At 66.9% G+C, this 12,598-nt stretch carries 13 protein-coding genes; 5 read left to right on the top strand and 8 right to left on the bottom strand.

The window, feature by feature from the left end:
- The first annotated feature begins 46 nt into the window (after positions 1-46).
- Positions 47-223, top strand: a complete 177-nt coding sequence (locus B4A72_RS03365) for a hypothetical protein (protein ID WP_292954660.1) — start codon at positions 47-49, stop codon at positions 221-223.
- Between the two features lie 52 nt (positions 224-275).
- On the opposite strand, the gene B4A72_RS03360 is transcribed toward B4A72_RS03365, so the two are convergent.
- The 7 genes from B4A72_RS03360 to B4A72_RS03330 all read right to left on the bottom strand — a co-directional run bounded on the left by B4A72_RS03360 (position 276) and on the right by B4A72_RS03330 (position 8,686).
- Positions 276-1,643, bottom strand: a complete 1,368-nt coding sequence (locus B4A72_RS03360) for a M16 family metallopeptidase (protein WP_292978085.1) — start codon at positions 1,641-1,643, stop codon at positions 276-278.
- Positions 1,640-3,073, bottom strand: a complete 1,434-nt coding sequence (locus tag B4A72_RS03355; protein WP_292954654.1) for a M16 family metallopeptidase — start codon at positions 3,071-3,073, stop codon at positions 1,640-1,642. The genes B4A72_RS03360 and B4A72_RS03355 overlap by 4 nt, the downstream gene beginning before the upstream one ends.
- Positions 3,074-3,229: 156 nt before the next feature.
- A complete protein-coding gene (locus tag B4A72_RS03350) occupies positions 3,230-4,450 on the bottom strand; it encodes a cytochrome P450 (RefSeq protein ID WP_292954651.1) in 1,221 nt (406 codons plus the stop codon).
- A gap of 7 nt (positions 4,451-4,457) precedes the next feature.
- Entirely contained in the window at positions 4,458-4,904 is a 447-nt protein-coding gene (locus B4A72_RS03345; protein WP_414692155.1) for a DUF3035 domain-containing protein, read from the bottom strand.
- A gap of 103 nt (positions 4,905-5,007) precedes the next feature.
- Positions 5,008-5,664 carry a signal peptidase II gene (gene lspA, locus B4A72_RS03340; RefSeq protein ID WP_348670849.1) on the bottom strand — a complete coding sequence of 219 codons (657 nt, stop codon included), beginning with the start codon at positions 5,662-5,664 and terminating at the stop codon, positions 5,008-5,010.
- Positions 5,664-7,253 carry a bifunctional phosphoribosylaminoimidazolecarboxamide formyltransferase/IMP cyclohydrolase gene (gene purH / locus B4A72_RS03335; protein WP_292978084.1) on the bottom strand — a complete coding sequence of 530 codons (1,590 nt, stop codon included), beginning with the start codon at positions 7,251-7,253 and terminating at the stop codon, positions 5,664-5,666. Before purH ends, lspA begins: the two co-directional genes overlap by 1 nt.
- A 251-nt stretch (positions 7,254-7,504) precedes the next feature.
- Positions 7,505-8,686, bottom strand: a complete 1,182-nt coding sequence (locus tag B4A72_RS03330) for a MalY/PatB family protein (protein WP_292954643.1) — start codon at positions 8,684-8,686, stop codon at positions 7,505-7,507.
- 81 nt (positions 8,687-8,767) lie between these two features.
- Between B4A72_RS03330 and def (B4A72_RS03325) the strand changes: the two genes are divergently transcribed.
- The 4 genes from def (B4A72_RS03325) to fmt all read left to right on the top strand — a co-directional run bounded on the left by def (B4A72_RS03325) (position 8,768) and on the right by fmt (position 11,257).
- Positions 8,768-9,289 (top strand): peptide deformylase, encoded by a 522-nt coding sequence (def, locus tag B4A72_RS03325; protein WP_292954640.1) that lies wholly within the window; start codon positions 8,768-8,770, stop codon positions 9,287-9,289.
- Between the two features lies 1 nt (position 9,290).
- Positions 9,291-9,800, top strand: coding sequence for a peptide deformylase (locus tag B4A72_RS03320; protein WP_292954637.1), 510 nt, complete (start codon positions 9,291-9,293; stop codon positions 9,798-9,800).
- Entirely contained in the window at positions 9,797-10,300 is a 504-nt protein-coding gene (gene def, locus B4A72_RS03315; RefSeq protein WP_292954634.1) for a peptide deformylase, read from the top strand. Before B4A72_RS03320 ends, def (B4A72_RS03315) begins: the two co-directional genes overlap by 4 nt.
- A gap of 63 nt (positions 10,301-10,363) precedes the next feature.
- Positions 10,364-11,257, top strand: coding sequence for a methionyl-tRNA formyltransferase (gene fmt, locus B4A72_RS03310; RefSeq protein ID WP_292954631.1), 894 nt, complete (start codon positions 10,364-10,366; stop codon positions 11,255-11,257).
- Positions 11,258-11,359: 102 nt separating this feature from the next.
- Here the strand turns inward: fmt and B4A72_RS03305 are convergent.
- Positions 11,360-12,598 (bottom strand): SEC-C metal-binding domain-containing protein (locus tag B4A72_RS03305; protein ID WP_292978083.1); only part of this gene is annotated, 1,239 nt, incomplete at its 5' end.

The following is a 12,598-nucleotide window of genomic DNA, read 5'->3' as shown; positions in this document are numbered from 1 at the left end:
GGTTTGGCGGTTGAGGCAACACAGCTTTTCAAAAAAGGACGAAACAATGCGTAAGGTAAGTGTGGCAATGACATTGGGCCTGACGCTGCTGGTAGCGGCCTGCGGCCCGAATACCGCAACCCGCGCGACGACCGGCGCGGCAACGGGCGCCGTCGTCGGCGGGCCGGTCGGCGCCGTGGCGGGCGCGGCGCTTGGCGGCAGCGGCGCAGTCCAGGTCAAGTGATCCGGCCGAACTGTGGGTGAACATGGCCGGGATCGCTCCCGGCCAAGTTCCCTCAATTGACTGCGTTCTCCGTCTCGGCCGCCTGCCCGGCGGGCGGCGACCCGGTCCCGGCTTTCGCGGTTTCGACCCCCTCCGGACGGCCGACCAGGACAAAGCGCAACTGGTCCGGGTTCAGCAGACGCGCAGCGACGCGCTGGACATCCTCGGCGGTGACGGCCTCGACCTTCTGGTTGCGGGTGTTTACGTAGTCGATGGGAAAGCCCACAAGCTGCATCCCGGCCAGGATCCCCGCGATCTTGCCATTGCCGTCGAAACGCAGCGGATATTCCCCGGTCAGATAGGTCTTCGCATCCCGCAATTCCTGCTGGCTGACGCCATCCTTGGCCATCTTTTCCCATTCCTTGCGGATCAGGTCCAGAGCCTGGCCGATCGAGGCGTTCGAACCCTGCATCCCGCCAAGCCAGCGTTGACCATAAAGTCCGGTCGCGAGCCCCGTATAGATGCCATAGGTCAAGCCCCGCTTTTCGCGAAGTTCTTCCATCAGACGAGAACCGAAGCCGCCGCCGCCAAGAATGTGGTTGGCGACATAGGCGGCGAAGTAGTCCGGGTCGTCGATGGGCAGGCCCGGCCCATAGAAGCTGACCACGGTCTGCGGGCTGTCCCAGTCGATCACGGTCACGTCGTTGCCGAGGTTCAATTGCGCAGGTTCGGGCAGGGGGGCGGTGCCTTTTTCCGGAAGACCGCCCAGGATCCGGTCCAGCAGCGGTCCCAGTTCCTCGGGCGTGATATCGCCCGAGACGCCAACCACCACCCGGTCCCGCGCCAGAACGCGGTTCTTCGCGGCGACCAGATCCTGCCGCGTCAGCCGCGCCACGGATTCAGCCGTGCCATTGGCCGAACTGCCATAGGGGTGATCGCCAAAGGCCAGTTGCGCCAGTTTCTCGCTGGCAATGGATTGCGGATCGTTTGCGTTCGCGCGGATGATCGCCTGAACCTGACCCTTCACCCGGTCGATCGCATCCTGATCGAAACGCGGTTGGGTCAGCGCCTTGGCCAGCAGATCCGCGGTCGCGTCGCGATTCTCGGTCAGGGTGCGCATGTCGATGCTCAGCGCGTCCTGACTGCTGTCGAAAGAGATGTCGGCCCCCAGATCCTCGACCGCCCGTGCAAAGGCGGTCGAATCCAGCTTGCCCGCGCCTTCCTCCAGCGTGGCGGTCATCAGGTTGATCGCACCACGCTTGCCCGGCGCATCGAGACTGGTGCCACCCCTGAAGTCGAATTCCAGCGCGACGAAGGGGATCGAGCGATCCTCGACCAGCCACGCCTCGATGCCGCCGGGCGACGTGACCTTCTGGATCTCGATGGCCCAGGCCGGCAGCGCGATCAGGGTGGCGACGAGGGCGATGACGGCGCGGATCATCCTTCGATCTCCTTTTGCGTTTCGGCAGTGGCGGCGGCGGGCGGCGCGGCCGCGTCGCCTGGAACGGCTGCGGCGCTGGAATTGGCTGCCGTCTCGGCCGGCGGTGCGGGCAGCAGCCAGCCGGTGACGCGGGCGTCGCTGGTCAGCACCTCCTGCGCGGCCGCCATCACGTCCTGGGCGGTAACCGCCGAGAGGATGTCGGGCCAGTCGTTGACATCCTCGATGCTCAGCCCGGTGGCCAGACCCTGCCCGTAATCATAGGCCCGGCCCTGGGCGGAATCGCGGGCATAGATGCGGGCGGCGCGGATGCTGGTCTTGACCCGTTCCAGATCGGCCTTGTCCGGACCGGTCTTGAGGAAATCGGCCAGCACCTTGTCCAGTGCGGCCTCGGCCTTGTCGCGGGACAATCCTTGCGCGGGCATCATCGAGATGGTGAAATTGGTCGGATCGACCGCCAGTCCGTCATAGCTGGCCCCGGCCCAGATCGCCTTGCCCTTCAGCGCCAATTCGCGCCCCAGAACCGAGGTCTGCATCGATCCGCCCAGCAATTCGGCCAGCACCGTCAGCGCGGCAGCCCTGGCCTGGTCGCCCGGATTCCGCTCGGGCGCCAGGATCATGCGGGTCATGACCGGCTGGGGAACGCGGGGATCGACCATCTCCATCCTGCGCGGGCTGCGCTGCGTGGGTTCCTGCGGGCGGATACGGGGTGCGGCCTCTGCCTTGGCCGGAATGGGGCCGTAATATTTTTCCGCCAGCTCGCGGGCCTTTTCCGGGGTGACGTCACCGGCAAGGATCAGCACCGCCTCGCTTGGGGAATAATTGTCGTCATACCACTTGATTGCATCCTTGCGCGTCAGGTCCATCATCTCCTGCCGCCAGCCGATGACCGGGCGGCCGTAGGGATGGTTGTAATACAGCGTCGCGCTCTGTTCCTCGCCGAACAGGGCGCGCGGATCGCTGTCGGTCCGCTGGGCGCGTTCCTCCAGCACGACCTGGCGTTCGGCTTGCCAATCGTCCTCGCCGATCTTCAGGTTCGCCATGCGGTCTGCCTCCATCCTCATGATCAGGGGCAGGCGATCGCTGGCGATGCGCTGGAAATAAGTGGTGTAGTCGTAAGAGGTGAAGGCGTTGTCCATACCGCCATTGGCGGTCACGGTTCGGGACAATTCGCCGGGGCCCAACGTGTCGGTCCCCTTGAACATCAGATGTTCCAGATAATGCGCGATGCCGGATTTTCCGGGCGCTTCGTCCGCAGCGCCGATCTTGTACCAGACCATCTGGACCACGACCGGGGCGCGGTGATCCTCGATCACGACGGTCTCAAGCCCGTTGGGCAGGGTGAAGCTGCTGACGCCTTCCGGCATATCGGCCAGCGCCGGCAGCGCGGACAGCGACAAGGCAAGGGCTGCGGGCAAAGGGGCGCGGCGCATCGGGTCGGAACCTCCTCGTGTGGTGGCGGAAATCTGCCGCCCGCGCAGGCGGGGCGCAACCCGTCTCGCGGCATTGTGTGCGGCGCGACGCAGCGCGCTGTGGCCGATCGCGCCCACGCCGGCGAACGGCGCGGCGCCAGCCTGTGTTTCCGACCTCTACCCTGACAGCGCGACCGGCAGGCTCGTCGGGCCGTGGGCTTGCAGGCCGGTCTTCCATGTCGCCTCGCCTGCGGCCTCGATCCGCGTCGTCCGCGCCAGCAAGGCGTCAAACAGAACTTCCATGTTCAGCCGCGCCAGATTGTTGCCCAGGCAGACATGCGGACCGGCGCCGAAGGCCAGATGCAGGTTCGGCCTGCGGGTCACGTCGAACCGGTCCGGTCCCTCGAACGCCGCGGGATCGCGGTTGGCGCTGGCATAGAGCAGGCCGAACTTCGTGCCCCTCGGCCAATCTCGCCCGCAGATCGTCAGATCGACCGAGGCATAGCGGTGAAAGAAGGGCAGCGGCGCGGCATGGCGAAACATCTCTTGCACCGCCTGCGGCATCAGCGCGCGATCGGCGCGCAGCAGCGCCATCTGGTCGGGATGGGCCAGCAGCGCGGCCATGCCGTTGCCCATCGCGTCCACGGTCGAGCCATGGCCCGCGTGCAGAAGCTGCATCAGGGTCGAGATCACCTCGTCACCACTCATCTGCCCGCGGGCCTCGGCAAGGGTCAGGGCGCTGGTCAGATCGTCGCGCGGCCGGATCCGGCGCTGCGCGCACAGATCCCGCAACAGGTCGTGAAACAGCCGTGTCGCCTGCTCGGCCCGCGCCTTGCGCGCGGGGGTGCGGTTGCTGACGTCGAAATAGGTCACGACAGCCTCGGACCATTCCGTCATCTGCCGCGCCATCGCCGGGTCGGTGCCGATCAGGTGCCCGATCACCTGGCCTGGCAGGTCATGGGCCAGATCGGTCACGAAGTCGATCCGTTCGCGGGACAGCAGCGCGTCCAGCCGCGCGCCCAGATGGTCCGCAACCCAATCGCGCAGGCTTTCCAGCCGGGTCTTTGTGAAGAAGGGAAAGACCGCACGGCGCAGCCGGTCATGGTCGGCGCCGTCCAGCTCCAGCATCGAGGTCTGCACGAAGCGTTCATGAAACGGCATGTCGTGGAAATTCTCGGCCCGTCGCAGGCGGTCTCTGTCGCCGGGCGCGGCAAAGGCGGCGGCGCCCCGCACCATCCGCCGGTCCGAGGCGATGGCGCTTACATCGTGAAACCGCGCCGCGACATGGCCCTCGAATCCCGCCAGCCAGGGCAATTCGGGCAGCGCCCGGATCGCGGCATAGACCGGCCAGGGATCGCGGCCGAAATCCGGCGAGGCCGGATCGAAGCCCGGAACCATGGCGCGCCTACTTGGCCGCCGGGGCCGGCGAGGTCGAGGTCCGCGCGCCGGCGCGCTGCCAGCGGATCTGTTCCGCAGTGGCATCCAGCGCCATGCTGCGATAGGCGCGCTGATAGACCGAGGTGCCGAACAGGGCCTCCAGCGGGCGGCGGGCATTGCGCGACCGCCAGCGAAGATCCGCCTGCGCCAGTTCCGGGCGTATGTCGGGATTCGTGCCGGCCCGCCCGGCATAGGCCACCAGCGCCTGATCCGAAGCGGCGATGCCGCGGTCGTCCAGCCGCGCAGGATTGCCTCCAAGCGCGGCCACCGCATCGGCCTGCGGCGTCGGATCGGTGATGTTGGGCCCGCCCGGAGTCGGCGCCGGCAGAACGGCCAGATCAGGCGGCATCGACAGGGGTTTCGACGGCAGCACGGCAAATTCGTCGGGGCTGCTCTGACCTGCGCGAATGTTCATCAGACGCGGGTCGCCGCTGCACGCCGAAAGCCCGGCCAAGGCCGTAAATCCGATGATCAGCGCAAAAGCCCGCATATCCTGCCCCTTCGTCGTTTGGCTTCTTCTATCGCGAATTCTCGGCCCCGTCACGCGGCTTGTCGCCCCGCGCCCCGGGCCGCTTCGCGGCGGCGGACTTGCGCGCCTTGGTCCCGGTCGAGCCCTTTTTTTCCTGCGGCAGCAGAACCAGCACGATGGCGCCGGCGAAGATGCTGATATCGGCGATGTTGAAGCTGAACGGGTTGTCCCAGCCCGGCAGCGACATGTTGAGGAAATCGGCCACAGCGCCATAGCGCAGTCGGTCGATCACGTTGCCAATGGCTCCGCCGATCAGCAGACCGCCCGAGATCCGGGCCAGAAGCCCGGCATTGCTGCGCCGAAGCCAGATCCAGACCCAGATGCAGATCGCCACCGCGATTCCGATCAGAAGCCACCGCGTCAGGTCCCGGTCCGACGCCATCAGCCCGAAATTCATCCCCTGATTCCAAGCCATCCGCAAGTTCAGCCAGGGCGGCGCCACGTCGATCCGGCGCAGAAGGTCGAGGTTCAGCAGCTGCAGGACCCAGTATTTCAGCGCCTGGTCCAGCACGATGATCACGGTCGCAAGCCGGCCGGTCAGCCGCATGTCCGCCCGCGGCGGCGGTTTCGGTTTGCGCGGCCGGCGCGGTTTTCGGGCGGGTTTGGCGGGCGGTCTTTCCGCCTCGAAGGGCAGTTCGTTTTGCATCAGTGCCGGAAATGCCGTTGGCCGGTGAAAACCATGGCAAGCCCCAATTCATTCGCCGCCGCGATCACCTCGTCGTCGCGGACCGAGCCGCCGGGCTGGATCACCGCGCGGGCGCCCGCTTCTGCCAGGGCCTCGATCCCGTCGGCAAAGGGGAAGAACGCGTCAGAGGCCACGGCCGCGCCGACGGTCAGCGGCAGCGGCAGTTCAAGCGCCTGGGCCATGTCCTCGGACTTGCGGCGGCCGATCCGGGTGCTGTCCACGCGGCTCATCTGGCCTGCGCCGATGCCGACGGTCGCCTGGTCCTTGGCATAGACGATGGCGTTCGACTTGACGTGCTTGGCGACATTCCAGGCGAACAGCAGATCGGCCATCTCGGCCTCGGACGGCTGGCGGTCGGTCACGATCTTCAGCGCGTCGCGCCCGACATGGCCGTTGTCGCGCCCTTGCACCAGAAACCCGCCTGCGACCTGGCGATAGGTCATGCCGCCTTCGCCCGGGTCGGGCAGGCCGCCGGTGGTCAGCAGGCGCAGGTTCTTCTTGCCGGCAAAGACGCGCCTGGCATCCTCGTCGGCATCCGGCGCGATGACGACCTCGGTGAAGATCTTCACGATCTCCTCGGCGGTGGCCCCGTCCAGCGGGCGGTTCAGCGCCACGATGCCGCCAAAGGCCGAGGTCCGGTCGCAATCGAAGGCCCGGCGATAGGCGTCGATCGCGGTTCCGCCGCGCGCCACGCCGCAGGGATTGGCGTGCTTGACGATGGCGCAGGCGGGACCGTCGCCAGGGTCGAATTCGGCGACCAGCTCGAACGCGGCATCGGTGTCGTTGATGTTGTTGTAGGACAATTCCTTGCCCTGCCATTGCTTCGCGGTGGCGACACCGGGCCGCGCCTCTCCGGTCACATAGAACGCAGCCGATTGATGCGGGTTCTCGCCATAGCGCAATCCCTGCGCCAGCGTGCCCGCGAAGGCGCGGCGGCGCGGCGTGTCCTCGCCGATGGCCTTTGCCATCCAGGTGCTGACGGCGGCATCGTAGGCGGCGGTGCGGGCATAGGCGATCTGGGCCTGACGCTGGCGGAAAGCACAGGTGGTATGGTCGTCATTGGCGTCCAGTTCCGCCAGCAATGCGTCGTAATCCTGCACATCCACGATGACGCTGACAAAGCCGTGATTCTTGGCCGCCGCCCGGATCATCGCCGGCCCGCCGATATCGATGTTTTCGATGCAATCGTTGTAATCCGCGCCCTTGGCGACCGTTTCCTCGAACGGATAGAGGTTGACGACCAGCAGGTCGATCGGCTCGATCCCGTGCGCCTGCATCGCGGCCTGATGCTCCTCGTTGTCGCGCAGCGCCAGCAAGCCGCCGTGAACGGCCGGGTGCAGGGTCTTCACGCGACCGTCCATCATCTCGGGAAAACCCGTCACATCGGCCACATCGACGACGCCCAGCCCGGCCTCGCGCATGGCCTTGGCACTGCCGCCGGTGGACAGGATCTCGACCCCGCGCGCCTCCAGCTTGCGGGCGAAATCGATCAGTCCGGTCTTGTCCGAGACCGAGATCAGTGCGCGTTTCAGGGCGATGGGACGGGACATGGCGGACCTTGCATCTGGATCGTGTCGCCCACCTAGCGCCAAGGCGCAGGAAGGTCCAGCGCCACGGACGGCCTTCGCCCTCTTGGAAAATACCTTGCAGGGGGTCCGGGGGACGCAAAGTCCCCCGGCGGTCGCGGGACGCTGGGCAGGCTGCGGATCCGGGCGGGGTCTTGCCGTTTCCTGGCGCGGCCGAGGCGAACGGACTGCCTGCCCGCCGCAAGGCGCCGGAACTGGCGGCGGCGCGCCGTTTCCTACTGCAAATCGGCAAAGGCGTCTTGCAGGCGCGATACGGCCTCGGCCACGCGGGCGCGGGGGGTGGCGATGTTGAAACGCAGAAAGCTGTCGCCGCCCTTGCCGAAGGTGTGGCCATGATTGGCGGCGATGCGGGCGATCTTCTCGACGCGGGCGGTGAAATCCTCGGGCGTCATGCCGGTGCCCGAGAAATCGACCCAGGACAGATAAGTGGCTTCCAGCGGCATGGATCGCAGGCCCGGAATCGCGTTCACGCCCTCGTCGAACAGGCGGCGGTTGCCATCCAGATATTCGGTCAGCGCATCGACCCACGCCGCGCCTTCGGGCGAATAGGCGGCGGCGACCATGTCCGCGCCCATGAAGGCGGCCGATACGCCACGCGCCAGCAGCGCGCGGCGAACCCCTTCGCGCAGGGTATCGTCGGCGATGATGGCATTGCCGATATGGGCGCCGGCGATGTTGAAGGTCTTGGTGGCGGCGGTCAGGGTGATCAGCCGGTCACGCAGTTCGGGCGCGACCTTGGCGATCATGCTGTGGGTCTGGCCCGGCATCGTCAGGTCGCAATGGATATCGTCCGAGATCAGGATCAGATCGTGGCGGATGCAGAAATCGGCGACCTGGCGCAATTCCTCGTACGACCAGACGCGGCCGCCGGGATTGTGCGGCGAGCAGAGGATCAGGACTTTCTCGCGCCCGGTCAACAGGCTGTCCCAGTTGTCCCAATCCATCCGATAGAGGTCTTCGCGCAGGGCCAGTGGAAATTCGACCAGTTCGCGACGCGAGGCGCGAATGACGCGGGCGAAGGCGTGATAGACGGGCGACATCACGATCACGCCGTCGCCGGGTTCGGTGGTGGCGTCGATGGCCATGGCGACGCCATTGACCAGTCCCGCCGTGGTCAGGATCCACGGCGTCTCGATCTGCCAGCCATGGCGGTTTTCATGCCACCAGCGGATCGCCTCCAGATAGGGCGCATTGCGGCCGGGATAGCCGTAGATGCCGTGGTCGGCGGCGCGCTGGACGGCCCGCTGCACCGCCCGGGGCGGGCGGAAATCCATGTCGGCGACCCACATCGCCAGTCCGTCCGACGGCGCCACGCCATAGGTCATCTGCATGTCGTCCCATTTCGAGCAACGGGTGCCAACGCGGTCGATGATCTGATCGAAATCGGGTCGGGTCATGGCGGCTTTCCTGCTGGGGCGTTTCCGCCCTGCATACGCGGGTTGTTGCTTATGGTGAAGCCATCGCCTAAATCCACCGGCATGAGCCTGCGCACGATCCTGATCCATCCCGATCCCCGCCTGAAGAAGGTGGCCGATCCCGTCGCCCGCGTCACGCCCGAGATCGAGTCGCTGGCGGCCGATCTGCTGGCCACGATGTATGAGGCGCCGGGTGTCGGCCTGGCCGCGCCGCAGGTGGGGGCGGGGGTGCGGCTATTCGTGATGGATGCGAGCCGGGAGCCGGAGACCGAGAAACGTCCCATGGTGCTGATCAACCCCGAGATCACCTGGACCTCGGAGGCGCTCAACACCTATGACGAGGGCTGTCTGTCGATTCCGGATCAATATGCCGATGTCACCCGGCCGGCCCAGGTGCGGATGCGCTGGCTGGGACTGGACGGCGGGACACATGAGGAAGACTTCGACGGGCTGTGGGCGACCTGCGCCCAGCACGAACTGGACCACCTGAACGGGATCCTGTTCATCGACCACCTGTCGGCGGTCAAGCGGCAGATGATCACCCGCAAGATGGTCAAGCTGAAACGCGAGCGCGCCCGTGCCTGACATGGTGTCCCGGCCCGGCCCGCTGCGGCCCGCCTTGCCCGATCCGCTGGCGGGGGGCGTGGTGCGGCCGATCCTGTGCCATCCCGACCCGGCGCTGCGCGAGATCTGTCAGCCCTCGGGCTATCTGGGCGGGGCCGAGCTTGCCCGACTGGCCGCCGATCTTCTGGCCACGATGTATGCGGCCGAAGGGCGCGGGTTGGCCGCGCCCCAGATCGGGGTGCTGCGGCGGATCGTGGTCATGGATGCCGGCTGGAAGGACGGCGCGCCGGAACCCCTGATCCTCTGCGATCCCGAGATCCTGGTCCGTTCGGACCAGCAGGACATGGCCGAGGAGCGCTGCCTGTCGATCCCCGGACGGGCGGTCGCCGTGCCGCGTTCGGTCGCGGTCACGATGCGCTGGTATCGGCTGGACGGCAATCTGGTAAGCCGCGAATTCAATGGCTGGGCCGCGCGGATCGCACAGCACGAGGCGGATCATCTGGACGGGCGGCTGATCCTGGACTGGGCATGAGCGTGCGGCCCGTCATCGCCTACGCCGATCCGCGCCTGCATCGCGCGGCCGAACCGATCGGGGCGGTGACCGAGACGGTGCGGATGATCTGGGACGACATGGTCGACACGATGGAGGCAATGCCGGGTGTGGGCCTTGCCGCGCCGCAGATCGGGATCATGCTGCGGCTGGCGGTGGTCGATGCTTCGGACCGACGCGGGCAGGCGGTGCTGATGGCCAATCCCGAAGTGCTGCACGAAAGCGTGCAGATGCGCGATCACGACGAGGCCAGCCCGAACCTGCCCGGTGTCTTTGCCCGGATCAGCAGGCCGCGCGCCGTCACGGTGCGGTTCCTGAATCCGGATGGCGCTGTGGAGGAACGCGATTTCGTCGGCCTCTGGGCGACCAGTGTGCAGCATCAGATCGACCATCTGGACGGCAAGGTCTATGTCGACCATCTGTCGCCGCTGAGGCGGAAGATGCTGGTTCAGAAATCGGCAAAGCTGGCGCGCCGGGGATAGCCCGGGGACTGCGCCCTCCGGATCCCCTTGCGGGATATGAGACGACCAAAGCAGGAGGCGGGAATGCGCGTCATTTTCATGGGAACGCCGGAGTTTTCGGTTCCGGCCCTGCGCGCGGTGGCGGCTGCCCATGAGGTGGTGGCAGTCTATTCCCAGCCGCCGCGCGCGGCGGGACGAGGGCAGAAGCCGCGACCCTCGCCGGTGCATCGCGTGGCCGGGGAATTGGGGATCGCGGTGCGGGTGCCCGAGCGGTTGCGTGATACCGAGGCGCAGGCGGCCTTTGCCGCGCTCGAGGCGGATGTCGCGGTCGTGGTCGCCTATGGGCTGATCCTGCCGCAGCCGATCCTGGATGCGCCGGGATTCGGCTGCCTGAACATTCATGCCTCGCTGCTGCCACGCTGGCGCGGGGCCGCCCCGATCCAGCGCGCGGTGATGGCGGGCGATGCCGAAACCGGTGTCGCGGTCATGCAGATGGAGGCCGGGCTGGATACCGGGGCTGTCCTGGCCGAGGCGCGGACCGCCATAGGGCCCGAGGAGACCGGCGCCGATCTGCATGACAGGCTGGCCGTGATGGGCGCGGAACTGATCGTCGATGTGCTTGGACGGCTGCCCTTGCCGGCGGTCGCGCAGCCCGCGGAGGGCATGACCTACGCCGCCAGGATCGACAAGGCCGAGGCGCGGATCGACTGGACCCGGCCGGCCGTCGAGGTGGACCGTCTGATCCGGGGCCTGTCGCCCTTTCCCGGCGCCTGGTGCGAAATCGCGGGCGAGCGGGTCAAGCTGCTGCGGTCGCGGCTGGCGCCCGGACAGGGCCTGCCGGGCGCGGTGTTGTCGGGATTTCGTGTCGCCTGCGGCGAGGGGGCCGTCGAGATCCTCGAAGCCCAGCGTCCTGGCAAGCGCCCGATGCCGGCCCCCGAGATGCTGCGCGGACGGGCGCTGCCGCAAAGGCTGGGCTGAAGGCGGCGCCCGCCGCCCTTCGCGCCCGATCGTGGCGGGGGCTTGTCCCCCGCCCGGCGGACGCGAACGCCGTCGCGGGACGCAAAAGGCGGTGACGCTGCCTCAGATTGCGCCGTGGCAATGCTTGAACTTCTTTCCCGAACCGCAGGGACAGATATCGTTGCGCGAGGGATTCCCCCAGGTCGCGGGATCGGCTTCGTCGAAACCCTCGACCAGCGGTTCGGGCTTGTCGGCATCGTCATCCGACCGATGTTCGTCGCCGTGCTCCATCGTCAGATGTTCCTGTCCCGCCTTCTGCTGCTCGACCATCTGGCGCAGCATTTCCTCGCGCTCTGCATCGGTCAGCGGGCGGATCTGGGCCAGACGCTGGGTCACGTCGAAGCGCAGCCCGTCCAGCAACGTCTCGAACAGCTGAAATGCCTCGGTCTTGTATTCCGACAACGGATCGCGCTGCGCGTAGCCGCGAAAGCCGACCACCGAACGCAGGTGTTCCAGCGTCACCAGATGGTCGCGCCATTTCTGGTCGATCATCTGCAACAGAACCTGCTTTTCGATATTGCGCATGTTCTCGGGCCCGAAACCCTGTTCCTTCTCGGCCATGTAGGTGTCGGTGGCTTGCTCGATCCGCTCGCGCATCGCCTCCTGATCGACGCCCTCCTCCTCGGCCCATTCGTCCACGGGAAGGTTCATGTTCAGCCGTTCCCGCACCGCCGCCTTCAGGCCCTCGGTATTCCACTGGTCGGCATAGGATTTCGGCGGCAGGAACTCGTCGACGATGTCCTCGATGACCTGATGGCGCATGTCGGCGGCGATCTCGCCGACCTCGTCGCTGTCCATGATCTCGCGGCGCTGGCTGAAGATGGCCCGGCGCTGATCGTTCATCACGTCATCGAATTTCAGCAATTGCTTGCGGATGTCGAAGTTTCGGCCCTCGACCTTGGCCTGGGCGCGTTCCAGCGACTTGTTCACCCAGGGGTGGATGATCGCCTCGCCTTCCTTCATGCCCAGGCTGGACAGCACCTTGTCCAGACGTTCCGACCCGAAGATCCGCATCAGGTCATCGTCCAGCGACAGGAAGAACAGCGACCGCCCGGGATCGCCCTGCCGGCCCGACCGGCCACGCAACTGGTTGTCGATGCGGCGGCTTTCATGGCGTTCGGTGCCAAGGACGAACAGCCCGCCCGCATCCAGGACGCGCTGCTTGTCGGCGGCGTGTTCGGCCTCGATCCGGGCGCGCAACTCGTCGGGGTTGGCGTCGGGATCGGCATTCAGCGCCTCCATCACCTTCATGTCGACATTGCCGCCCAGCTGGATGTCGGTGCCGCGGCCGGCCATGTTGGT

Origin of the sequence: Paracoccus sp. UBA5162 (assembly GCF_002413585.1) — a bacterium.
In the GTDB taxonomy this organism is placed as follows: Bacteria; Pseudomonadota; Alphaproteobacteria; order Rhodobacterales; family Rhodobacteraceae; genus Paracoccus.
Note: the sequence above shows the minus strand (reverse complement) of the source record. Positions and strands in the feature narration are given on the sequence as shown.